The 23,816-nt window shown below is 47.2% G+C and carries 18 protein-coding genes; 8 read left to right on the top strand and 10 right to left on the bottom strand.

Translation table 11 applies throughout. From position 1 onward, the window contains the following. Window positions 1–13: 13 nt before the first annotated feature. From K5Q92_RS00545 to K5Q92_RS00530, 4 genes are all read left to right on the top strand, one after another. Window positions 14–1,096 (top strand): efflux RND transporter periplasmic adaptor subunit, encoded by a 1,083-nt coding sequence (locus K5Q92_RS00545; protein WP_220767105.1) that lies wholly within the window; start codon window positions 14–16, stop codon window positions 1,094–1,096. Window positions 1,097–1,168: 72 nt separating this feature from the next. Further along, a complete protein-coding gene (locus tag K5Q92_RS00540) occupies window positions 1,169–4,246 on the top strand; it encodes an efflux RND transporter permease subunit (protein WP_220767104.1) in 3,078 nt (1,025 codons plus the stop codon). Between the two features lie 194 nt (window positions 4,247–4,440). Continuing rightward, on the top strand, window positions 4,441–4,794 hold the full coding sequence (locus tag K5Q92_RS00535; RefSeq protein ID WP_220767103.1) for a hypothetical protein: 354 nt from the start codon (window positions 4,441–4,443) through the stop codon (window positions 4,792–4,794). Between the two features lie 63 nt (window positions 4,795–4,857). Beyond that, the gene (locus K5Q92_RS00530; protein WP_220767102.1) at window positions 4,858–5,214 is read left to right on the top strand and encodes a DUF6677 family protein; all 357 of its coding nucleotides are present in this window, start codon (window positions 4,858–4,860) and stop codon (window positions 5,212–5,214) included. 118 nt (window positions 5,215–5,332) lie between these two features. Here the strand turns inward: K5Q92_RS00530 and K5Q92_RS00525 are convergent, their stop codons facing one another. From K5Q92_RS00525 to K5Q92_RS00505, 5 genes are all read right to left on the bottom strand, one after another. Further along, on the bottom strand, window positions 5,333–5,647 hold the full coding sequence (locus tag K5Q92_RS00525; RefSeq protein ID WP_220767101.1) for a hypothetical protein: 315 nt from the start codon (window positions 5,645–5,647) through the stop codon (window positions 5,333–5,335). Between the two features lie 137 nt (window positions 5,648–5,784). Then, the gene (locus K5Q92_RS00520) at window positions 5,785–6,246 is read right to left on the bottom strand and encodes a hypothetical protein (protein WP_220767100.1); all 462 of its coding nucleotides are present in this window, start codon (window positions 6,244–6,246) and stop codon (window positions 5,785–5,787) included. Between the two features lie 143 nt (window positions 6,247–6,389). Continuing rightward, a complete protein-coding gene (locus K5Q92_RS00515) occupies window positions 6,390–8,798 on the bottom strand; it encodes a zinc-dependent metalloprotease (RefSeq protein WP_220767099.1) in 2,409 nt (802 codons plus the stop codon). Window positions 8,799–8,998: 200 nt separating this feature from the next. Next, window positions 8,999–12,703 (bottom strand): response regulator, encoded by a 3,705-nt coding sequence (locus K5Q92_RS00510; RefSeq protein WP_220767098.1) that lies wholly within the window; start codon window positions 12,701–12,703, stop codon window positions 8,999–9,001. 202 nt (window positions 12,704–12,905) lie between these two features. Next, window positions 12,906–14,300, bottom strand: a complete 1,395-nt coding sequence (locus K5Q92_RS00505; protein ID WP_220767097.1) for a PhoH family protein — start codon at window positions 14,298–14,300, stop codon at window positions 12,906–12,908. A 330-nt stretch (window positions 14,301–14,630) separates the two neighbouring features. Between K5Q92_RS00505 and rapA the strand changes: the two genes are divergently transcribed. Together rapA and K5Q92_RS00495 are read left to right on the top strand one after the other, a co-directional pair. Next, window positions 14,631–17,537, top strand: a complete 2,907-nt coding sequence (gene rapA, locus K5Q92_RS00500) for an RNA polymerase-associated protein RapA (protein WP_220767096.1) — start codon at window positions 14,631–14,633, stop codon at window positions 17,535–17,537. Window positions 17,538–17,780: 243 nt separating this feature from the next. After that, a complete protein-coding gene (locus K5Q92_RS00495; RefSeq protein WP_259649444.1) occupies window positions 17,781–18,560 on the top strand; it encodes an alpha/beta hydrolase family protein in 780 nt (259 codons plus the stop codon). A 31-nt stretch (window positions 18,561–18,591) separates the two neighbouring features. On the opposite strand, the gene K5Q92_RS00490 is transcribed toward K5Q92_RS00495, so the two are convergent. From K5Q92_RS00490 to K5Q92_RS00480, 3 genes are all read right to left on the bottom strand, one after another. After that, complete coding sequence (locus K5Q92_RS00490; RefSeq protein WP_220767094.1) at window positions 18,592–19,083, bottom strand: YqhA family protein; 492 nt, start codon at window positions 19,081–19,083, stop codon at window positions 18,592–18,594. A gap of 173 nt (window positions 19,084–19,256) precedes the next feature. Beyond that, window positions 19,257–20,063 carry a crotonase/enoyl-CoA hydratase family protein gene (locus K5Q92_RS00485; protein WP_220767093.1) on the bottom strand — a complete coding sequence of 269 codons (807 nt, stop codon included), beginning with the start codon at window positions 20,061–20,063 and terminating at the stop codon, window positions 19,257–19,259. 206 nt (window positions 20,064–20,269) lie between these two features. Then, complete coding sequence (locus tag K5Q92_RS00480; RefSeq protein WP_220767092.1) at window positions 20,270–20,434, bottom strand: hypothetical protein; 165 nt, start codon at window positions 20,432–20,434, stop codon at window positions 20,270–20,272. A gap of 4 nt (window positions 20,435–20,438) precedes the next feature. Between K5Q92_RS00480 and K5Q92_RS00475 the strand changes: the two genes are divergently transcribed. Both K5Q92_RS00475 and K5Q92_RS00470 read left to right on the top strand, forming a co-directional pair. Beyond that, a complete protein-coding gene (locus K5Q92_RS00475; RefSeq protein ID WP_220767091.1) occupies window positions 20,439–21,434 on the top strand; it encodes a response regulator in 996 nt (331 codons plus the stop codon). A 13-nt stretch (window positions 21,435–21,447) separates the two neighbouring features. Continuing rightward, window positions 21,448–22,410 (top strand): sensor domain-containing diguanylate cyclase, encoded by a 963-nt coding sequence (locus K5Q92_RS00470; protein WP_220767090.1) that lies wholly within the window; start codon window positions 21,448–21,450, stop codon window positions 22,408–22,410. Between the two features lie 97 nt (window positions 22,411–22,507). Here the strand turns inward: K5Q92_RS00470 and rraB are convergent, their stop codons facing one another. Beyond that, window positions 22,508–22,915, bottom strand: coding sequence for a ribonuclease E inhibitor RraB (gene rraB, locus K5Q92_RS00465; RefSeq protein WP_220767089.1), 408 nt, complete (start codon window positions 22,913–22,915; stop codon window positions 22,508–22,510). 29 nt (window positions 22,916–22,944) lie between these two features. Next, on the bottom strand, window positions 22,945–23,673 hold the full coding sequence (locus tag K5Q92_RS00460; RefSeq protein WP_220767088.1) for a 1-acylglycerol-3-phosphate O-acyltransferase: 729 nt from the start codon (window positions 23,671–23,673) through the stop codon (window positions 22,945–22,947). Between the last annotated feature and the right edge of the window lie 143 nt (window positions 23,674–23,816).

Genomic DNA, 23,816 nt, shown 5'->3' with positions numbered 1-23,816 from the left:
TGGAATTTGCGTTATGAAAAACCTGACTACTTCACTCTCACTGCTCCTCTTGGCGGCACTCGTTTCAGGTTGTAACGCAGAGTCTAGCGAGGTGGCAAAGCCAAGTGTGCGGCCCGTTAAACTGCTTGAAATCGACGATATCAATGCAGGTTCACTGCGCACCTTCCCCGCCAAAGTTGCCGCGACCAAACAAGCAGAGCTTGCCTTTAGACTGCCGGGACACTTAGTAGAGTTGAACTTAGTCGAAGGCCAACAGGTTAAAAGAGGCGCTGTATTGGCGCGCTTAGATAGACGGGATGCACAAAACACCCTGCTGAATCGTGAGGCCGATTACGAGTTAGCTAAGGCAGACTTTAAACGTAAAGGCGAACTGCTGCGCCGTGAGCTGATCTCACAGGCGGAATACGATCTCGCCTCGGCGCAACTAAAATCGTCGAAAGCCAATCTTGCAAGCGCTCAAGATCAACTCAGCTATACCGAATTAACCGCCCCTTACGATGGCACAGTGGCGAAAATCGCTATCGACAACTACCAGATGGTACAGGCGAACCAGCCAGTACTGGTGCTGCAAAAAGATAGCGATATCGATGTCGTCATTCAGGTGCCAGAGTCACTCGCCAGCAAGGTGACTCAATTTAATCCAAATGCTATCACTCAGCCTGTGGTGCGATTTGCCAATGACCCTAGCAGCAGCTACCCCGCACTGTTAAAAGAGCACGCTACGCAAGTGACGCCAGGCACCCAAAGCTATGAGGTGGTATTTACCCTGCCTCGCCCAAGCAACATGACGGTACTGCCAGGGATGACCGCCGAACTCACCATGGATCTTGCCAAGCGAAACTCCCTATCGGTAACGGCCATCCTTCCCCCTAGCGCTATCAGCAAGCGCGACCAAGATGGTCAAAGCGTGGTTTGGGCCTATGACAGCAAACACGGCAAAGTCAACCAACAGATAGTAACGCTAGGTAAGGTCACCACCGATGGCATCGAGATCATCGATGGTATCAAGGCGGGCGACAAAGTGGTTGTTGCAGGTGTGCAGTACCTGTCTGAAGGGCTTGAAGTCAAACCACTACGTTGGCAAAGAGGCGTATAACGCCTCCCTCTTTACTACCCATTGATACCGCTTAAACGCTGCTATTCGCCTGCTTTACAAGAGATTTAATTGATGAATTTTGCTGAATATTCCATAACCCACAAAGTCATTAGCTGGATGTTTGCACTGCTACTCCTAATTGGTGGCACTATCTCATTTTTTAGCTTAGGTCAGCTAGAGTTCCCCGAATTCACCATCAAGCAGGCCTTGGTGGTCACCGCCTACCCTGGCGCATCACCTGAGCAGGTGGAAGAGGAAGTGACCCTGCCTCTTGAAGATGCACTGCAACAACTCGATGGCATCAAACATATCACCTCGGTCAACAGCGCTGGCCTGTCGCAGATTGAAATTGAGATCAAAGAGAATTATGACGCCAGCGAACTGCCTCAGGTGTGGGATGAAGTGCGCCGTAAGGTTAACGACAAGGCGGTAGAACTGCCACCGGGCGTGCATGCCCCCTCTGTTATCGATGACTTTGGCGATGTTTATGGCATCTTGCTCAATGTCAGTGGTGATGGCTATAGTGACCGAGAGCTGCAAAACTATGCCGACTTTTTGCGTCGAGAATTAGTACTTGTTGATGGGATCAAGAAGGTCACCATCGCAGGGATCGTCAATGAGCAGGTGGTGGTTGAGATCTCACAACAAAAACTCAACGCCTTAGGCTTAGATCAGAACTATATCTATGGCCTTATCAACAGCCAGAACGTGGTCTCTAATGCTGGCAGTATGCTGGTTGGCGACAACCGCATCCGTATTCATCCAACGGGTGAGTTTGATAACGTGCAGCAGATGGAACGCTTGCTGATCAGTCCGCCGGGTAGCCCTAAGCTTATCTATTTAGGCGATATCGCTAAGATCTACAAAGACACAGAAGAAACTCCATCGAATATCTACCATGCCGATGGCAAACAAGCGCTGTCTGTCGGCATCGCCTTCTCTAGCGGCGTCAACGTGGTTAAGGTTGGCGAGGCGGTCAATCAGCGTATGAGCGAGCTTTATAGCGAGCTGCCTATCGGTATGACACTGGATACGGTTTACGATCAGAGCAAGATGGTGGACCAGACGGTCAATGGCTTTCTGGTTAACTTGGCAGAGTCAGTTGCGATCGTCATTGGAGTACTACTTATCTTTATGGGCGTTCGTTCTGGCCTATTGATGGGTTTAGTGCTGCTACTGACGATCCTCGGCACCTTTGTGATGATGAACATTCTCAACATCGAACTACAGATCATCTCTCTTGGCGCCTTGATCATCGCTCTAGGTATGCTGGTCGACAATGCGATCGTGGTGACCGAAGGGATCTTAATCGGCATTAAACGGGGGCAAAGCCGTTTAGAAACCGCTAAACAGGTGATCTCACAAACCCAGTGGCCACTACTTGGCGCCACCATTATCGCCATCATAGCCTTTGCGCCTATTGGCTTGTCTGATAATGCCACGGGAGAATTTTGTGCCTCTCTGTTTCAAGTTTTACTGATCTCGCTATTTATTAGCTGGATCACCGCGATGACCTTAACGCCGTTTTTCTGCAATCTGATGTTCAAAGATGGCGTGGTGAGCAATGATGACAACGACGATCCCTACAAGGGCTGGTTATTTGGTCTGTACCGCCACAGCCTCAACTTTGCCATGCGCTTTAGAGGACTAACGCTTACCTTAGTTATCGCCGCGCTTATCTCATCTGTGGTCGGTTTTGGCTATGTTAAAAATGTCTTCTTCCCGGCATCGAACACGCCTATGTTCTTTATCGATGTATGGATGCCTGAAGGCTCAGATATCAAGGCTACCGAGCGACTACTGAGTCGCATCGAAACAGACCTGCTACAGCAGCAAAAGGAGCACGACACTGGGCTGGTAAACCTGACTACTGTCATTGGCCAAGGCGCCCAGCGCTTCGTGCTCTCCTATGTGCCAGAAAAGGGCTACAAAGCGTACGGGCAGATCTTGTTAGAGATGAAAGATCTACAGACGCTTAATCAGTATATGCGGGTGCTTGAGCGAGAGCTCAGCCTTAAATTTCCCGAGGCTCAATATCGTTTCAAGTATATGGAAAACGGCCCAAGCCCAGCCGCTAAGATTGAGGCGCGCTTCTATGGCGAAGATCCTCAGGTATTGCGTCAGCTGGCAGTACAGGCCGAAGATATATTAAAGGCTGAGCCAACGGCCGTAGGCGTAAGGCACAACTGGCGCAATCAAGTGACTTTAGTGAGGCCACAATTGGCACTGGCTCAAGCCCGTGAAACAGGGATCAGCAAGCAAGATCTCGACAATGCCCTACTGACTAACTTTAGTGGTAAACAGATCGGCACCTATCGCGAGAATAGCCACCTATTGCCGATCATTGCCCGCGCACCGGACGAGGAGCGACTCGATGCCCAGAGTATCTGGAAGCTACAAGTGTGGAGCAGCGAGAATAATACCTTTGTGCCAGTCACTCAGGTGGTGTCTGATTTTAGTACCGAATGGGAAGATCCTTTGATCATGCGCCGTGATCGTAAGCGAGTGATCTCAGTGCTTGCCGATCCAGTTAACGGCACGGGTGAAACCGCCGACTCGGTATTTAGAAAAGTAAAAGCAGACATCGAAGCGATCCCGCTGCCTGCGGGGTACGAGCTTGAATGGGGCGGCGAATATGAAACCTCAATGGAGGCACAGGAGTCGGTATTTAGCTCTATCCCACTCGGTTACTTGGCGATGTTTCTTATCACTGTGCTGCTGTTTAACTCGGTCAGGCAGCCACTAGTGATCTGGTTTACCGTACCACTATCACTGATTGGCGTGGTCTCTGGTCTACTGCTATTCGATGCGCCCTTTAGCTTTATGGCACTACTTGGCCTGCTGAGTTTAACTGGCATGATCATCAAGAACGGCATCGTATTAGTGGATCAGATAAACCTTGAGCTGTCCCAAGGTAAAGAAGCTTATCAGGCGGTTGTTGATTCAGCCGTGAGCCGGGTGAGACCAGTATTGATGGCAGCCATTACTACCATGTTGGGTATGCTGCCGCTGCTATCGGATGCTTTCTTTGGTTCGATGGCTATTACGATTATCTTCGGTTTAGGTTTTGCCTCGGTCTTAACCCTAATCGTTTTGCCGGTGACCTATACCTTAGCCTTCAGAATTCCTTACCCTGCTAAGCAGGCCTGAATAGGGAGGTCGACTCTTAAGTAAAAAGTTACATCAACCCCAAACGCTTCCCGGCGCCCCTGATTAAGTGAGCAATCATTTAGTCAGGGTTTTTCTCTTTCTTCTCTAACCGCAGCGATTAAACAAAAATTTATGAGTATTTCTACTACGTGGCTGTTACTGTTAACCCATAACTTGCCATACAAGGTAGATAGATGCTCCTTTCTTATCGTAATCATATAGCTTCTAGCCTCGTCCTATTAAGCTCGGTGCTCACTCTGCCTGCTATGGCAGATGAGGTAACACAATCCGACGAATATGCCATTGGTGTCATGGTTAAGTCTCTCGATAATGCGATTAAGCATCCATCGGAAAAGTCACTCACTACCATTACAAGCTACGGCACCGACTCCCGCTATTATGTGATGATCCGCGGCTGGTTAGTGCAGGAGCTACAAGGTGCGAATAGCCAATTGGATGCCTACCGCCAAGATGATGAGATCAAAATACGCCTGCAACGTAAAGTCGACTTTCTTAAGCGTGCTATCCGCCGTATCGATCTAGAATGATCCCAGCTAGCTAAGCCAGACAAGAACAAGACACTCTATATAGAATTAGCATAAAAAATTAGTATGAAAACATCCGTAAAAGCCGCACTGCTCTCAGCCTTTGTTTGCCCTGGCTGTGGTCATTTTTATCTAAAGAAACACGCTATGGGTAAGCTGTTACTGTTCACAACCATAACCAGCCTGTGCTTTTTAATTTGGCATGCCTATCAGCGTGCTCAGCTTATCTCGCAGCAGATCTTAAACGGCGAGATCCCGCTTGAGCTTAATGCCATCTATAGTGCCGTGACTCAGGCACCTGTGGGCAATGAGGCGCTCTATATCAATATCGCCACCATGGCGTTTGTTGCCGCTTGGGCAATAGGCGTCATCGACTCCTACCGACAAGGTAAAAGACTCGATAGTGGAGAACTTAAACCCTAACAGTCACACTGGCGTTAATCTCGCTTAAGCTTCAACCACAAAAAAAGGCTACTTTGCAGTAGCCCTTTTACTCTCTCATTTCGCTAAAAAGCTAAATTTAGCAATCTAGATCCAGCGCTTATAAACTGCCGTCGAGCAGTGCTTCCGTTTTAGAGAAATCGTGCTGGCTAGAAGGGTGAGCATGCTTCACAGGCTCAACGTGAGGATTTTTTGAAAAGTCGTAACTACTGGTGGCGGCTAATGTCTTTGAAAAATCATGACGCGTAGAGATACGCTTAATATCATTTACCTTTAAAGCTGCTGATACATTTTTTGAAAAATCATAATCAGCACGTGCTGCTTCAGTTTTCGAAAAATCTGGTCGTTCTGCCATTGCTGAAGTAGAGATACAGCCAATCGCTAGTGTTAAGGCTACGCTGGTTAACTTATTCATATACAACTCCAATCTTATTTGCCTACATTCGCTTAACAAACAGTCTACGTGATCTATCTGTTTTAGAGAATAAAAAAGAAGCAAATTTTGCATTTTGATACAATTTGAACATAAAAAGCTGAAAATTTAACAACTAGTTATGCGTTTGGAGGAGGCGTAACAACATGAAGCTTAACGGTTTTAACTGACCAGCTTGGTCCGTCTATTTGTTCTTGGCTAATGTTCTGTTTTAGCAACAAAACACACATTGAACCTAGCCCAGGTGCGCAACTACTGTGGTTAGTGCAGTGACCAGAAGACAGCATCTGACAACTGGCTTCACACAGGGTTGTACTCACTTGCTCACCAATTTCAGCAACCAAATTATATAGACTCAAGTCCTTAATAGCGGCGCTCATATCATTTAGCGAAAGCTCGCCCTTAGCTAAACTAGGCTCTATATCAGTCTGAGTAACAGATTGCTGCAAGTGCTCTTCAAGCTGTTGTAGTTGATGCTGACCGAGCAAGTGTAACTGATCGGGCAACGCCATTGCCGGAGTCAGCAAAAACTGCCCCAGCAAGGAGATAAGTAATACCCAATGAGCTATACGTCTGGCCATTAATCAATAATTGAAAAATTAAATCTACAGGGTAGACAAAGAGATAGTGAAATAGTTTCAACGGCAGCACAAATTTCTAAGATAAAAAAAGCGCGAATATTCGCGCTTTTTTTATCGAGTAACTCACTAACTAAATACAGAGGTTAGATCGGCGATCCCGGAGGCAGCGCCAATGGCTTAGTAATCAGCTTATGCTTAGCATCCGTAAGCCCCTTCTCGATGCCTTGCTGTAGCCATGCATAATGAGCGGCTTCATAACTACTCACTCGCTTCACCTTACGCTTAAGCTGCTTCACCGTATAAGCTAATCGTTCTGCTAATTGAGCTTTCACTTCGGGTCTGGTCTTGGGATCATGCAAAGCCGCTAACAGACTATCGACAGTCACGGTATTCACCCGCATCCACACGCCCAGTTCAGCCCCTGTTGGAATATCGCTAAATAGCGTGGCCGCCAATACCTTATCGGTCAACTTAGTCACCGACAGCTGCTCCTTATCACTCAGGTAAGCCTGATTGACACGATTGATGCGCTCGGCCGCATAGATTTGCGACAGGGTTAAGCGACTCAAAACTTCCGCCATACCGACAGGATCGGTAATGACGCCTAAGCCAGAATCGAAGCTCTCGCGAGTCTTATAATAGTTACCCGCCTTTGGTACTAATAGCTGTTGCAGCTCTTCATCGACCACTAGCGCTTCAGGCGACAGAGTCGCTAACAGGGCTTCTAATGCCTGTTGCTGAATGGCTGGCGCAATATAGTGCCAAGTACTGCCATCGATATTGTCACTATAGTTATAGTCAGTGCCGCCTAGCATTTTGGCTGCTGCAGCGATCTGAAAGCGCGTCAGTAGATAGATAGGCACAAACGCATCTTGCAGCTCACCTTGTGGTTGCTCTGCAAGTAAGGCTTCTGCTGAAAAGTCCTCAATAGCTTTGGCGCGCACCTCGCCGAGTCGTGTCAGCTCCGCCACAGGATCGCTGCCGTTATCCCAAAGGCTAGCGTAAGCATTGCTCGCCCCCGCGCTACGTGAGTCAGCCTCACCTATATATCTCAGCCCCTGTATAGCGACATCGTCTCTGAGCTTAGCGAGTCCTTGGGCTTGCTCTTCGGCTGCGCCGTACTCGCCATACCCATAGGCCACGGTATATTTATCCCATTCGCCAACACCTTCATCGTAAGGCTTACTGATATCAATTTTGTCGTCATTGATAGTCACCATAGGGTGCGGGTAGTCCATCACCGAGGCATTGTTATTGCTCGATGCCGCGAAGTTATGATCCAGTCCTAATGTATGGCCAACTTCATGGGCTGACAGTTGGCGAATGCGCGCCAGCGCCAGCTCCATCGAAGCCTCGTCTGCAGCGGCTCTATCTTCCCAACCTGCGGTTAGGCCACGTGCGATCAGGTGATCTTGGCGCACACGTTGACTACCGAGTGTCACATGGCCCTTAATAATTTCACCAGTGCGCGGATCGGTCACAGCAGAACCATAAGACCAGCCACGAGTCGCGCGGTGTACCCACTGGATCACGTTGTAACGCACATCCTGCGGATCGGCATCTTCCGGCAGTAATTCAACCTTAAAACCATTGATAAAGCCCGCATCGGTAAATGCTTCCTCCCACCAGCTTGCTCCCTCTAGAAGTGCCGTTCGAATCGGCTCAGGTACGCCAGGATCGAGATAATAGGTAATAGGTTTAACCACTTGGCTTGGCGCGCTACCTGGAGTCACTTTTTCTAAGCGATGACGTAGAATAAAGCGCTGACGAATATCTTCATCGACACGGGTGCCGTAATCGAGATATTCATCTGACAAGTAGCCACTTAAAGGATGATAAGCGCGTGCCTGATAGCCCTCTTCGGGTAGCGCAACAAATGAGTAGCGCAGACGCACAGATAGGTGCTTAGCATCGGGGGTCACCTGAGCGACGTAGTTGCCTCCTTTAGCTGCATTAAAGGTCAGAAGTACGTCGATATCGCTGTTGCGCTCGAAGGATTTTACCCCTTCAGGCAAGATCAACGATTTTGATGGATCTAGCTGATAGTTGCCCTGCTTAGTTCGTTCTAGTACATCGCTAATGCCATGTAGATCGTTAACAACTAAGTCATTGATCGCCACCAGATTACGTTTACCCGTTACCACTTTGCCACGCCATAAAACTGACTCGGCAAAGGCCTCTTTTACCGCGCGCTGCTCAGCGGCGTTGTCAGTATTGGCGCGGTAGTAGGTATTAAGCTGCTTTAAAATCAGATAGGGGCCGTGGCGCTCAAACTGCACCATGCGGGTGCGGCCAAGCTGACCTCTGTCGAGACCGATATCATTGGAGCCGACACCATGGGGCAGGCTGGTGAGCATTAAAAAAGGTTGATCTAATTTATTGGCTTCGAGGTAGAGTTCCCCCGATGCTTCTTCGTAAAACAGATTGATGAAACCTGTTGCTGCCTGACTTTTTTTAATCAATGTGGCAGTGTTTGTCGTGGTGGCAGCCACAGCACTAGTCATAGGCACGACGGCGAGCGCAATTGCCAGTGCGAGCTTGTAGGGTCTCATTCGATCTCCTTGATCCTTGTTGGTCGCTATCGTATTCGCTGCCTACAATAGCCTTTATTATTAATGAGTTTATTTACTTTATATAATGAATGGGGTTTAGCTTAATAAATAGGCTTGCACTTTAGCAAGCCTATATTAGTCTATTTGAATAAGTATCAATTAGCGCCTCATACCCAGCACAGACTGAGTTAACTCAGGACTTAAGATTTCCTACCGCATTCTGCGATCCAATGGCTTAAGGTATCAAACAGCTCTGTGAGCACGATAGGCTTAGTAATGTGCGCATTCATGCCCGCCGCCAAGCTCTTCTCTCTGTCGCCTGACATGGCATGGGCCGTCATAGCAATCACAGGTAACTCTTCTGCAGAGTAACGCTTACGCAGCTCCTTGGTGGCGGTGAGGCCATCCATCACTGGCATCTGAATATCCATTAACACCGCGTCATAGTTGGCTTTATCGATCATATCCAAGGCTATCTGGCCATTTTCAGCCACATCCACCGTATAACCCGCACTCTTGAGTAGCTCGGTCGCCACCTGCTGATTGATAAAGTTATCTTCAACTAATAACACATAGCCAGTGTCTTCATCGGCCGCCTCCTCAACACTTTCCGGGAGTGGGTTTAAGCTCGGCTCATCGGCGAAGGCTGAGATAACCTCATCGAATAGTGTTGAAGCCTTAAATGGCTTTTGTAGCAAGGCGAACACATTGGCACCTTCTACGTCTTTTTGTATCGGCTCTGCAGCATAAGCTGTCATCATCATGATGATCGGCCGTTTTGCCAAGCGACCATCGGCCACCATCTCATCGATCTCTTTGATCACCTCTATGCCGTCCATCTCTGGCATCATCCAATCAACGAGTAGAAGATCGACAGGATTCTTAGTTAACTTATACAGTCCCTCAGGCCCACTGGCGGCAGTATCGACATTAAAGTGGAAGTCGCGCATCACACTCGAATAGATCTGCAGCGCAGTTGGGTTATCATCGATAACCAAGGTCTTTAAGTTACCTAAGGTTTCGGGCACGACTAAAGGTTGTACCTCGGCCTCTTCGGCAATCTCAAAGCTGATGGTAAAGCTAAAGGTACTGCCCACCCCCATCTCACTTTCAACCTGCATCTGACCGCCCATCATAGACACTAAATGCTTACTGATAGATAAGCCAAGTCCGGTACCACCATATTTACGGGTGGTAGAGCCATCAGCCTGCGCAAAGGCATCGAAAAGGGTCGCCTGCTGCTCTTTGCTAATGCCGATCCCAGTATCGCGGATCCAGAACTTAAGGGTGATACGGTGATCGCGCTCACCCACATCTTCACAGCCAAGCTCAATTTCGCCGGACTGGGTAAACTTAACCGCATTAGACAGTAAGTTAATTAACACCTGTCCCAGACGCAGCGGATCACCTTCTAGGATAAGCCCAGCGGTCACGGGTGCATAAAGCAGAAGCTCTACCCCCTTCTCTTGCGCCTTAAGCGCGTTAAGATCCAGCGCGTGATCTAGCACCTTATCTAACGGGAAGGCCACACGTTCAAGCTCCAGCTTACCCGCTTCAATCTTAGAGAAGTCCAAGATGTCGTTGATGATCCGTAGCAATGAGTGCGCCGAGAAGCCCGCCTTTTCAAGGTAATCTTTTTGCTGTGCGGTGAGTGAAGTGCGCTGTGCCAGCTGCAACATACCAATAATGGCGTTCATCGGTGTACGAATTTCGTGGCTCATGTTAGCTAGGAACTCACTCTTATACAGGTTCGCCATCTCAGCGTCCTGCTTAGCCTCGAGCATCGCCACTTCGTTACGCTTATGACGGGTAATATCCTTATGAGTACCCACCATACGCTTAGGTTCTTTGTTCGGGGTGTACTCCACCACTCGCCCACGGGAAAGCAGCCAATGGTACTCACCACTCTTACCTAGCATTCTAAACTCGATGTCATAGGCACCAACCGGATTAGCTAGATATTGCTCACGATACTCTTCCACTCGAATACGATCGTCCGGATGGATAAGCTCATCGATGGTTGATACTAAGGCTGGGAATTCATTGACCTTATAGCCCAGCATCGAATAGTAAGCTGGGTTGCAGATGATCTGCTCTGAGTCTAGATACCAGTCCCATAGACCATCTTCTACCGCATCCATGGCAAGATGATAACGCTCTTCGGAAAGACGCAGTTGCTCTGCAGACTCGTACTCTCGGGTCACGTCACGCCAGACGGCAATCAAGCCTAATAGCTCACCATGACGGTTATAAAACGGCAGCTTCAAGGTATCTAGCAGTACAGGTTTACCCGCAAGCTCAACCTTCTCTTGATAGCGCACTGGCGTTCTTTCCGTCAATACACGCTCATCTTCGGCGCGAATACGCACTGATTGCTCATCAGGTGTTAGCGCATCGGAAAGCTGACCGATCATTTCACTCTCACTAAAGCCCAACATCCGCTCAGCCGATTTGTTACAACCGAGATAACGCCCCTCTTTATCTTTAAAGACAATCGCTTCTGGGATCGAGTCCAGCAAAGAACGTAGCAAGGCGTATTCCTTCTCACGTTGCTCAGTGGTGTCTTTTAGCCGTTCGGTGCGCTGAGCCACCAGCTTATCTAGGCGACGATTCTGCTCCGCGAGGTGTCGAGTATACTGCTTGTTCTCTTCAAAGATCCGGCTCACCAACTGGAACCATGGCGCCCAACCAACGGTTATTTTCTCTGGCGGCTTGATTGGCTCGGCCGAGCACTCCTCTAGATGGGTCAGTAATCTAGAGGCTGGGTTGACGAATGAACGACGAGTCAACCAGTGAACGATCGTTACCAATACCGATAACGCCATCACCACCAACACGAAGGTAAGCTCCAATTTTTCCCATGAATCTTTAAATAATTCATCGACATCTTGCAGGTAGAGCAAGCGCCACGGAGCATTATGCAGCGCCACCGAGTGAATGTAATAACCATTGCGGATCATGCCGTCATGGGCATCGAAGAGTTCTGACTCAGGGATCGAGTGCAGTTCTGATGGGATCTTCTGACTGATATGATAGACCCGATTAATATCCGAGTTATCGATATCGCTGTGGGTCAGAATATTATTATTCTGATCCAGCAAGATCACCGTGCCCGGCATCTTAAAATAGAGACGAATTTGCTTACGCAGCGATGCCAACGTCATATCTAAGTTGATCGAACCGATAAACTCATCTTCGAGATAGATAGGTACACCTAGGGTGGTTAATAGCCCTTTCCCCGTGGCTTCAACATAGGCGGGGCTCCAAGCCACGCTGCGCTGGGGGTTGTTAGCCGGAGTTACTAACTGAAACTGTTTCTTATTCAGCAGCTCATCACGAAAGCGCTGCTCATCCGACGGCCACGGAAAGTAAGACATGATGCGGCGTTTAGAGATGTAATAGATAGAAGAGGCTTTAGGTGCTGCTTCATTGGCGACCGGAAAAGACAGAGATAGCTCGAATAGCATCTCCAACTCTTGATAAAACTTATCGCTGCGGCCATTGAGTGAACCCGCGCCTGTGATGCGTCCCATGTTGGTAAAGGGCTCGCCACTCTTGGCGTAACTAGGCTCTAGGGTAAAAAACTGGCCACTCTCGTTAAACTTTTCATACTGAGGTAAGCGCTCTTTACGCACCAACTCGCCTAACCTGAGATGATCTACCGCCACGTTGCGCAGGCTCTTAACCGCACGAATGCTCGACTCGAGTAGTAGATCCACCTGCAAAACATGACGCTCAACCAACTCTTCGGTCTGCTGGATCAGTTGCGCTTTTTGGCGGTCAAACGACATCCAAGCCGTTGCCAAAGCCATGATGATTACCCCGATATAGGTGTAAAAAACCGCTCTGTTATAGTTCTTTTGAATCGTTGACTTTAGCTGAAGAGTCGGCTCATTCCGTTTCATTTACAACCCTTGGTAATTCTCTCTCGTGAGCAATCAAAATATGCGCCAAACAGTTCTCGGCTCGAACCAATAATATCAGGAAGATAGCTTTCAATCATAGCCTAAAAACATAACTAATAGGTGATAAAAAGGCCCCATATCCAATGAGGCCAATTCCTACGGTTTTGTTAAGCGTAACTTGAATAGCAAATTACAACATTCACTAGAGGTTTTCTTCGGCAAACTCGGCTAAACGAGAACGAACCACACCATTTAAATAGATATTGGCACTACCATCGAAATCCTTAAACCGTTCAACGATATAGGTAAGCCCCGAAGTGACTGCAGTTAAGTAGTTTGAGTCGATCTGCGCCAAGTTACCACTACAAATAAGCTTAGTACCCTCACCCATTCGGGTGATCATAGTCTTAATTTGCGATGCAGTTAGATTTTGGCACTCATCGAGGATAACCACAGAGTTTTGAATCGAGCGGCCGCGCATAAAGTTAATCGACTTAAACTGAATATTGGCCTTATCCATAATGTAATTCATACTGCCATTAGGATTGACATCATGCTTATGCAATACCTCTAGGGTATCGGTGATCGCTCCCAACCAAGGTGCCATCTTCTCCTCCTCGGTACCGGGGAGGAAACCGATAGACTCGGCGATCTCTGGGGTATTTCGAGTGACGATAACCTTTTCATACTGAGCTCGCTCGACCACCAACTCCAGTGCTGCGGCTAAAGCTAACAAGGTTTTACCACACCCTGCGGGACCCGTTAAGATGACTAAATCTATCGCTGGATCCAGTAAGGCCTGCATCGCCATACCTTGATAGACATTCTTCGGCCTGATCCCCCACGCCTCAAGGTTAAGTAATCTCTCTTGCCCCAAATCTAAAAATTTTAGTTCAGCATCAGTCTTCTCGACAATGCGTCCACAAAAATCATCGCTATCATCCAATAGATACTGATTGGTATAGAAGGTGTCATCACCGAGCTTATCTATCGGCACGCTGTGCACCGTATGGCGGCCATCGCTTTCGGTGGTGACATCATCGGTACTCTCCCAGAAACTCCCAGAGAAACGGTGGAAACCTTTGGTAAGGAAACGAATATCATCAATCAACTGGTCAGTGCGATAATCTTCTACCTGCTGAATGCCCGCGCCCTTGGCCTTGAGACGCATATTGATATCTTTGGTGACCAGCACCACTTTACGGGGTTGATGTAACTGCTGTAGATGCAGCGCGGTATTGATGATGCGGTTATCGTTGTTGTCACCGGGCATACTGCCGATGGTAAACTCTATCTGATGGTCGGGGAAAATCGACAGGGTGCCTGAAGCGTCACCATGGCCTTCTCGGCTTGGCAGCGGAACGCCTTGTACTATCTGTTCGGGTGTCGTCTGTCCTCCTAAAATATCTTCTAATGCTCTAATCGCAACTCTTGCATCACGGCTCACATCTCGCTTTCTATCTTTAATTAAGTCCAGCTCTTCTAGAACTGTCATAGGCACGACTACGTCATGCTCTTTAAACGAGTATATAGCCAAAGGTTCATGCAGTAATACGTTGGTATCCAGTACAAACAACTTTCTGTCGTCTTGTTCCATGGCGCCTCCAATTGTGCATTAATTTTTTGTGATTATGAGTTCAGCCTAGCTCCCTTTATTGTAAATTTTTTGTTAACCCTTATCTCATACTGCCACCAATATTGTTCGGCTTCAATGCCCAGTATAGTTTTTAAGCTGTAAAACTTGATTCATTAATATCGAGGGAATGTGACCGCGCTGTGAAACAAAAAAATACTCCAGAACAACTGATTATTTTGTACACTACTATTTCAGATTGGGGCGAATATTAGTGGGTTCAATTTTCAATATGCTCACGATTGGTATACCATACGCGCCCCTTGTGATTCACCCAGTATATGAGAGTTTTAAATGCCGTTTTCCTTAGGTCAACGTTGGATCAGTGACACCGAATCAGAATTAGGTTTAGGTACCGTAGTTGGAGTAGAGGGTCGCATGGTGACCGTTCTTTTCCCAGCGACAGGCGAGAACAGATTGTTCTCTCGTACCGAAGCCCCACTTACTCGTGTTATTTACAACCCGGGCGACACCGTAGAGAGCCACGAAGAGTGGAAATTAACAGTGACCGAAGTTGAAGAGAAAGATTCACTGATTATTTACCACGGCACCCATAGTGAAACTGGCGAGCAAGTAAGCCTGCGTGAAACCCTGTTGAATCACAATATCCGTTTTAATAAGCCACAAGATCGTCTATTCGCCGGGCAAATCGACCGCCTAGACAGATTTAATGTGCGTTACCAATGTCAACAGCTACGCAATAAGTTAGCGACCTCTGATCTACTAGGACTGCAAGGGCCTCGTGTTGGATTGATCCCACATCAACAGTGGATTGCTCACGAAGTGGGTCAGCGTTTTGCGCCGCGAGTATTGCTTGCCGATGAGGTGGGCCTAGGTAAGACCATCGAAGCGGGTTTAATCATCCATCAGCAACTACTGACAGGACGCGCCGAGCGTATCTTGATTATCGTACCTGATACTCTGCGTCATCAGTGGTTAGTTGAGATGCTGCGCCGCTTTAACCTACGCTTCTCGGTATTCGATGAAGACCGCTGCGTTGAGGCTTATGCCGACCACGATAACCCTTTCTATACCGAGCAGCTGGTGATCTGTTCACTGGATCTATTGCGTAAGAAACGCCGTTTAGAGCAAGCCTTGGATGCAGACTGGGATCTGATGGTAGTGGATGAAGCCCATCATTTAGAGTGGTCGGAAGAAGCACCAAGCCGTGCTTACCAAATTGTTGAAGCCTTAAGTGAAGAAATTCCTGGGGTGTTACTGCTTACCGCAACGCCGGATCAACTTGGTCACCAGAGCCACTTTGCTCGTCTGCGCCTACTGGATCCAGATCGCTTCTACGACTACCAAGCCTTCCTTAAAGAAGAGGATAGCTACAAAGACGTTGCCACTGCAGCCGATGCGCTAGCCTCTGGCGAGTCGTTATCGGATGAGTCTGTAGCCAGCTTAACCGAGCTACTGTCTGAGAAAGATATCAGTGAGTCAATCGCTCTCATTCAAGACGAAGCAGCCGATGCTGATAGTCGCTTCCAAGCTCGCGATGAACTGCTACAAGACCTGCTCGACCGTCATGGTACAGGCCGCGTGCTTTACCGTAACAGCCGCGCATCGGTAAAAGGCTTCCCTGTGCGTAACTTGCATGTGCATCCACAAAAGATGCCTGAGCAATACATCACGGCTTCTCGCGTTAGCTCTATGATGAACAAGCATTTAGACACTAATGCTAAAGTTCGCCAAGTATTAAGCCCTGAGAAGATCTACCAAGACTTCGACAGTGGCAGTGCTGCATGGTGGAAGTTCGATCCACGTGTGGATTGGTTAATCGACTTCTTAAAAAATAACCGCAGCAAGAAAGTACTCATTATTGCTAGCCAAGCCGAAACTGCCTTGAGCCTAGAGGAAGCGCTACGTACCCGTGAAGGTATTCAAGCAACCGTGTTCCATGAAGGCATGTCAATCATCGAACGCGACAAAGCGGGTGCCTATTTCGCGCAAGAAACTGGCGGCGCACAAGCACTTATCTGTAGCGAAATCGGTTCTGAAGGTCGTAACTTCCAGTTTGCTAGCAACTTGGTACTGTTCGATCTACCGCTAAACCCAGATCTACTGGAGCAACGCATCGGTCGTCTGGATCGTATCGGTCAGAAGAACGATGTTGAGATCCACCTACCTTTCTTAGCTAATACGGCACAAGAGAGATTGATGCAGTGGTATCACCAAGGGCTAAATGCCTTTGAGTGCACTTGTCCAAGTGGTCATATTCTATTTAACGAGTTCTCTGGTGAGCTATTAGAGAGTCTGCTTAATAACGACCAAGAAACCTTAGAGAGCTTACTCAATAGCACTAAGACTCGTTATCAAGAGCTAAAAGTCGCGATGGAACAAGGCCGCGATAAACTGCTTGAGATCAACTCTCACGGCGGTGAGCGTGCTAACAAGTTAGTGCAAAGCCTAGCAGACAAAGATGAAGATACTCAGCTTATCGGCTCGGTTATCCGTCTGTGGGATATTATCGGTGTCGAGCAGGAAGATAGCGGTGAAAACGCCATCGTATTGCATCCAAGTGAGCACATGATGTTCCCGACTTACCCTGGTCTACCTGAAGATGGCATTACCGTCACCTTCGACCGTGAGATGGCACTGTCTCGTGATGATATCGCACTGATCACTCAGGAACATCCACTGGTGCAAACTGGTCTGGATCTGATCACTTCATCTGAAACGGGCACCACTAGCGTTGCAGTACTGAAGAACAAGGCACTGCCTGCGGGTACCGTGTTCCTAGAGCTTATCTACCTAGCCGATGCGTCAGCGCCTAAGTCTAGCCAGCTATACCGTTACCTACCACCAACACCTATCCGTGTGTTATTGGATAAGAACGGCAACAACCTCTCTGACAACGTGACTTACGAGAGCTTTAACAAACAGTTAAGCGCGGTGAATCGCCATATCGCCAGCAAGTTGGTTAATGCTTCACAGGCAATTTTGCACCCTCTGCTTGCTAAAGCCGAGAGTGTGGCAACTGCCGAGCTGCAAACCCTAACCGATTGTGCACGTGAAAAAATGACCAGTCAGTTATCAGGCGAACTAGAACGATTAAAGGCATTAAAAGCGGTGAACCCGAACATTCGTGACGAAGAGCTAAGCCACCTAAGCGAACAGATGAGCGAGCTAAACCGTTATTTAGACAGCAGCAAGCTACAACTTGACGCGATTAGATTGGTACTAGTTAGCCACGCCTAAGATCAAGCGAGTCAGCTAGATCTAAGCCTAACTTAGCGCAGCTAAAATAAGCCCTGATGTTTCAGGGCTTTTTTATGCCCTGTTTTTACAAACACATGATGCTAATACCATAAACATATATACTGAAGCCGCCTTCTTATCTCAGTAAATTAAGTCGCCAGTATGAAATTCTTGTCTACTTTAGCTAAGCCCCTGTCACTCATGAGTCTCACTTGTGCTGCCCTACTTTGCCTCGGCTCTTTTATGGCATCGGCATCTCACCCTGAATACAACTACCTTCCAGCCAATGAAGTCAAACAACTGCAAGTTGAAGAAGAGATCGTTCCTGCACTGCTGCGCCCCTGGATAGGTAAGAAACAGCTTGGGCTAGCCATTATCGTGCCCGCCATAGGCGAGCGCGCTGATGCGCCAGGTTTAGCCAGCTACCTTAGGCGCGAGCTAAATAGTGTAGGCTGGGCAACTCTGGCGGTGACACCACCGCCACTATTGGATACCCGCACTGAAATAGAAGCGTCTGATACTGCTAATACGGCAACAACTCCAGACACGCAACAGGCGCTTTTAGAGTCACAAAAAATCCAACTTAAGCAGCAAGACTTTATGCTCGCCTCCATGGTTCAACTCGATACCTTAGGCAAACATTTTGCGGGTAAGCGAATGCTAGTGACGATAGGTGACAGCGCGGATTTGATCATTGAATTGCTAGACACCAAGCGTCTACCTAAGCCCGACTTGATGGTGATAGTGAATCCCTATAGCGAGCTGGAATCGGCTAACCAAGCGCTACCAGAAAAACTGGCGGCACTCTCCATTCCGGTATTAGATATTCAATCTAAAGATGGCACAGCACAATCCCTTGCCACTCAGGTGCAGCGATTAACACTGGCACCAGCTAATATGCCCAGCCGATATAGTCAGCAAGTATTAGCCTTAGACTTAACCCTTAAGGTGGCTTGGGGTAACTGCCTTGAGTTAATCGAAGGGTTTGCCACTAGGATCAATAAAGCCTATCCAAATGGATAGGCTTTATCTTATTAAATATGACCTGTGGAATTTAATCTTTGCTCAGCTTCAAAGCCCCAGCTATCAATACCACAGTAATGCCCATATAAAGCAGCTCCAACATAGAGGTCGGTTTCATATCGGTAAAGAAAGAGAACACCTTAATGATTAACATCATTAAGATCACTTTGCCCAACTTGCTCTTTAGTGAATCGATACTACTGATAATCAAGATCTTACCTGCCGCTTCACTCTGACTGGCACCTTTAAGATTGTTGATAAACAGCTCATACAAACCGAATGCAAAAATGAGTAATACCGCGCCGAGTAGGAAAGTATCTAAAATCTCCACCACTACCATAACTAAATCGTTACGCACCGCATGACTACCGCTGAAGATATAACCAAGAATAAGATCAATCATATGTACGACATCTCTCAGTCCCATGGCAAATACGACAAACGCAGCCACGATACATGACAAGACACCAAACATAACCGATAAACGGCTGCTCCAGAGAAAACGTTCAAACAGTTCGCGCATAGCTCAATAAATTCCAATACTTAAGATAGGGAGGTTTTAAGAAGTGATTAGCAAGTGATAGCTTAATCATCAAAACCCTAGAATAAGCTGGAGTGTAAAATAAGCCTCTAACTACTACAGAAAATTCACAAAAAATCGTGAGTTAGATCACGTATTATACTATTCCCTAAAAATTACCAACCTGATTGCCGACTTCGATAAGTTTTGTCGATTTTTTTACTCTGTCTTAATGCTGCAATAACGCGATTTTTCCCCATGAGTAATCGCACCTGATACCAAGACTCACGTCCCAATAATTGTCTAATTGAGCTCGACCAGTTCTTGTTAATACTATGCTTAATCGCGGCATTCGCATCGGGGGATGTACGCGCTAATTGAGTAGCTAACGCTGTCGCCGCCGCCAAAGGTTCATTCTCTACTGCTGTGATCAAATTGATGGATAGAGCCTGTTCGGCCGATAAGACATCTGCCGACATAGTAAGCTTAAGCGCTTGATCTTTTGGCATTAACTCTCGTAAACCTGCAAGGCCTGCCATATCAGGAACTAGCCCCCACTTAGCTTCCATTATCGACATTTTGCAATCTGGATCGGCGATTCTAAAGTCTGCCCCTAGCGCTATTTGCATGCCGCCGCCATAGCAGACTCCCTCGAGCACCGCGATAACGGGAACTGGCAATCGACGCCAACCAATAGAGACTCGCTGAGCTAAATTAGCGTTACCAGGAAGAAACTTAAATAATAATTTGACCGCGTCTAATGGCGAGCTCATCACACTTTTCACATCTAAACCTGAGCTAAAATTATTGCCTTCACCAAAAAGCACCACAGCGGTAAGCGATCTGTCTTTTGCTAATTTTTTAATACAGATATCAATCTCTTTGAATAGCTTATAATTCAATGCGTTATACTTTTCAGGTCGATTAAGACTCACATAAGCAATGCCACCGTTTTTGGTTACTCGTACTAAGTCATGACTCATCTTTGCGTCCTTTCTTGGTAAGTGGTCTGTCCAGATGAGCAAGTTAACACATTTGGAATATTTCGTTAATAGCTATAACATAAAGCGGTAATTCTGACGCTCGTCATTTTATTGTCACCGCAAATAGCTTTCTATTAGCTAAGTTGATGATGAATAATCGGGTTGTAGTGCTACCCTATGTTAAGGGACTACGTCATGGAAGGTAGTCAGAGTATCCGTTTTGACGACACAATCCATGGACGCGCTACTGAATGATCGATATTCCAGCTGCGACCCACTGGCTCTATATAGATGACACAGACTCTAGCGACCAAGATTAGGACTTTATTGGCTGCGAAGATCTCAGTAGTTGATGAATAGGAAATAACCATAGCAATGCCGCTCCCCATATTAATTTGCGATGACTCTGCGCTAGCTCGTAAGCAGATGGCACGCACTCTCCCTAAAGACTGGGATGTCGAGATCACCTATGCCACCAATGGCTTAGAAGGCATAGAAGCAATTCGTGAAGGTAAAGGCGAAGTTGTCTTTCTCGATCTGAACATGCCTGTGATGGACGGTTATCAAGTTTTAGAGGCGATCCAGAAAGAAGATCTGCCCGCGCTGGTGATTGTAGTTTCTGGCGATATTCAGATTAAGGCTCATGAGCGAGTCAAAAACTTAGGCGCCCTCGACTTTATTCAAAAACCAGTCAGTGCCGATTCCATCAGCCACATTCTGCAAGAGTACGGCATTTTGGAATTAGCTCAGGGCGCAGAGCAAGAGCGCTCCCCCATGATCAAAGTCGATCTGCGTGATGCCTGCCAAGAGGTGGCCAACGTCGCCATGGGACGCGCAGCGGATCTACTCTCTAAGCTATTAAATGTCTTTGTGAAGCTGCCAATCCCAAATGTAAACGTATTGGAGGTCAGTGAGCTCACCATGACGCTAAAGGCCACTGAGGAGCAGAGTACGGTATCGGCACTGTGCCAAGGCTTTATCGGCGCAGGGGTGGCAGGCGAAGCCTTGTTGCTTTTCCATGACTCATCATTTCAGGATATGGCCAAGCTAATGAAGCTTGATCACCCTGAAGATGAGCAAACAGAGCTCGAAGTGATGATAGATACCGCCAATGTGCTTATTGGCGCCTTTCTCAATGGGATCTCTGAACAGCTGCACATGAAGTTCAGCCAAAGTCACCCGGTCGTACTGGGGCGACACTGCAGCGTCAATAACCTGATCAGCGAAAACTCCGATAAATGGAACCGAACACTGGCGATGGAGATCAATTACCGTATCGAAGACCATGATATTCAATGCGATCTCTTGCTTCTGTTTACCGAAGACTCGCTACCAACACTCAACTATAAGCTCGGCTACTTGCTGGATTAAGATACCTGATAAGATGGATAAAAATACAGATCTAACCGCAATGAACGAACTCCACTGGCTCATCGATATGGTACAGACCATAGAGGTGGGCTTAGTCGTTCTTGATAGAGACTACAACATCCAGCTGTGGAACGGCTTTATGGAAAACCACAGCGGTGTCACCCCTAACTCGATCAAAGACAAAAACCTGTTTGAGCAGTTTGATTACCTACCAGCAAAGTGGCTGAAGCAGAAGATGGAATCAGTTTACCTACTGAAAAACAGGGCTTTTATTAGCTGGGAACAGCGTCCATTCGTGTTCCAATTCAAGAACTATCGACCTATTACTGGTAGAGCCGATTTCATGTACCAAAACGTCACTCTGCTACCACTGTCGTCATTGACAGGTGAAGTGACCCATATCAGCATGATTGTCTATGATGTTACCGATGTTGCGATCAATAAACTGCAGTTAAAGTCTGCTAATGAACGTCTGGAATACTTAAGTCAGGTAGATGGTCTTACTCAGCTGTTTAATCGTCGTCACTGGGAGTTATGCCTGCAGAAAGAGTTTGATCGCCATGCACGTTATAGCTGCGACACGACTTTAGTGATGCTCGATATCGACCACTTCAAATCGATCAACGATACCTATGGCCATCAAGCGGGTGACAGAGTGCTCCAAAATGTGTCTCACACCATTAAAAAATCGCTACGAGAAACCGATTGTGCTGGGCGTTATGGTGGAGAAGAGTTTGGCGTCATCTTGGCAAATACACCGGCGGCTAACGCACGCTTCTTTGCCGAACGTCTGCGTAAGAAACTCGAGCAGTCAGAGATCTGGTATGAAGAACACCTTATCAAGATCACTGTGAGTCTAGGTATTTGCGAGCTCACCCCGAGCATAATCGATAGCGACACTTGGGTGTCACAAGCCGATCAAGCCCTGTATCAGGCGAAAGAGGCTGGCCGCAATTGCACTATTGTTCACGAGTAATACCAATCAATATAAATTGCTCATTGGTTATAAACGCTGAAAACAAAAATGCCCATCATATCGATGGGCATTTCATTGGTATGCTTATGCTTGAAGACTAGTGCAGTTCTTCGTCCTCATATTCATCTTCGTCTCTGACTTCTTCGCCATTTTCATCGATGAAATAAGTTCCCCAACCGTCGTAATCGATCTTCTGCTTAGCCGCTAGCTCGATCATTTTCTCACAAGCGCTATCTAACAGATCCGTATTTAACTCATGGTTAGCTACGGCATCGAAACAGTAGATCACAGAGCCATCTTCTAGCTCCATCTCTTCGGCGTCATTGACTTCATAGCCTAGCTTAAATGCGTCAACAGCCGCTTTTTCTAAACGATCGAAATTTGTCGATGAAAAGTGATGCTCGATAGTGTACTCGGCATCGGGTAATGAACCGTCAGCAAGAATCGCTTCAACGATCTCACGGTTTTCTTGTTTCTGTTCGTTTAACTGGCGTTCAATAGACATCGATGACTCCTCAAAAATTTCGCGACCGATTATACCGCTTTAGTCATTAATGCAGAAGCTTCTTGGTTCAACTGTGACAACTTTTCCGACATCATAGTGTGAATACGCTTAGAGAGCTCTTTCACCTGTGTCTTATCAATGCCTGTAGTTTCAATTGGTTCCATCATCTCAATGATCACTACACCATTATTCCAACGGTTCAGCTTAATATGACATTGATTTGAGGCTAACACCGGCACCATAGGCACCCCAGCGGCAATCGCCGTATAGAATGCACCGGCTTTAAATGGCAGCAGACCTTTACCACGAGAGCGTGTGCCCTCTGGGAAAATCCATACCGATAAGCACTTATCTTTAATCTTACGCGCCGTAGCCGCCATAGTGTCAAACGCTTTACTGCGGTTTTTACGATCGATAAGAATATTGCCCGACAGCCAATAGATCTGTCCGAATAACGGCATCCAAGCAAGACTCTTTTTACCTAGACTCACAGTGCCTTTTGGTACAACTGCGGTATGGGTAAACATGTCGAAGTTATTCTGGTGGTTTGCCAAGAAAATGCATGGCTTACCGCTTTGATTTTGCGGGTTACGTACAATGACCTTAATACCCAACACTGGGGCCGCCCAAGAGAATACTTTGGCGAACATATGTACGTTGTCTCGATGACGAGGACGTAAAATACAAGCTAAGCCACCGATAATAAAGGCTAATACCAGCATGATAGACAAGATCAAACATCTAAGGATTAACAGCACTATAATCTCCCGCGATTTAATTGGCGCCAGTATATCCACCAACTAGATGCGACTCAATATAAATACGACTTATGTCAATGAACAATAGTTTACACGTGTAGCCTGAAGATAGGCTAAACGAAATTAAAATCACGGGACTCTAG

It is taken from the genome of Shewanella sp. MBTL60-007 (genome assembly GCF_019654915.1).
Lineage (GTDB): Bacteria > Pseudomonadota > Gammaproteobacteria > Enterobacterales > Shewanellaceae > Shewanella.
This window is presented reverse-complemented; position numbering and strand designations above follow the sequence as displayed.

Coding starts and splice junctions, on each gene's coding strand:
- K5Q92_RS00470 (WP_220767090.1), top strand. CDS start 21,448: ATGGATAAAAATACAGATCTAACCGCAATGAACGAACTCCACTGGCTC.
- rapA (WP_220767096.1), top strand. CDS start 14,631: ATGCCGTTTTCCTTAGGTCAACGTTGGATCAGTGACACCGAATCAGAA.
- K5Q92_RS00525 (WP_220767101.1), bottom strand. CDS start 5,647: ATGAATAAGTTAACCAGCGTAGCCTTAACACTAGCGATTGGCTGTATC.
- rraB (WP_220767089.1), bottom strand. CDS start 22,915: ATGTCTATTGAACGCCAGTTAAACGAACAGAAACAAGAAAACCGTGAG.
- K5Q92_RS00475 (WP_220767091.1), top strand. CDS start 20,439: ATGCCGCTCCCCATATTAATTTGCGATGACTCTGCGCTAGCTCGTAAG.
- K5Q92_RS00505 (WP_220767097.1), bottom strand. CDS start 14,300: ATGGAACAAGACGACAGAAAGTTGTTTGTACTGGATACCAACGTATTA.
- K5Q92_RS00540 (WP_220767104.1), top strand. CDS start 1,169: ATGAATTTTGCTGAATATTCCATAACCCACAAAGTCATTAGCTGGATG.
- K5Q92_RS00545 (WP_220767105.1), top strand. CDS start 14: ATGAAAAACCTGACTACTTCACTCTCACTGCTCCTCTTGGCGGCACTC.
- K5Q92_RS00510 (WP_220767098.1), bottom strand. CDS start 12,703: ATGAAACGGAATGAGCCGACTCTTCAGCTAAAGTCAACGATTCAAAAG.
- K5Q92_RS00530 (WP_220767102.1), top strand. CDS start 4,858: ATGAAAACATCCGTAAAAGCCGCACTGCTCTCAGCCTTTGTTTGCCCT.
- K5Q92_RS00485 (WP_220767093.1), bottom strand. CDS start 20,063: ATGAGTCATGACTTAGTACGAGTAACCAAAAACGGTGGCATTGCTTAT.
- K5Q92_RS00535 (WP_220767103.1), top strand. CDS start 4,441: ATGCTCCTTTCTTATCGTAATCATATAGCTTCTAGCCTCGTCCTATTA.
- K5Q92_RS00520 (WP_220767100.1), bottom strand. CDS start 6,246: ATGGCCAGACGTATAGCTCATTGGGTATTACTTATCTCCTTGCTGGGG.
- K5Q92_RS00515 (WP_220767099.1), bottom strand. CDS start 8,798: ATGAGACCCTACAAGCTCGCACTGGCAATTGCGCTCGCCGTCGTGCCT.
- K5Q92_RS00490 (WP_220767094.1), bottom strand. CDS start 19,083: ATGCGCGAACTGTTTGAACGTTTTCTCTGGAGCAGCCGTTTATCGGTT.
- K5Q92_RS00480 (WP_220767092.1), bottom strand. CDS start 20,434: ATGGTTATTTCCTATTCATCAACTACTGAGATCTTCGCAGCCAATAAA.
- K5Q92_RS00495 (WP_259649444.1), top strand. CDS start 17,781: ATGGCATCGGCATCTCACCCTGAATACAACTACCTTCCAGCCAATGAA.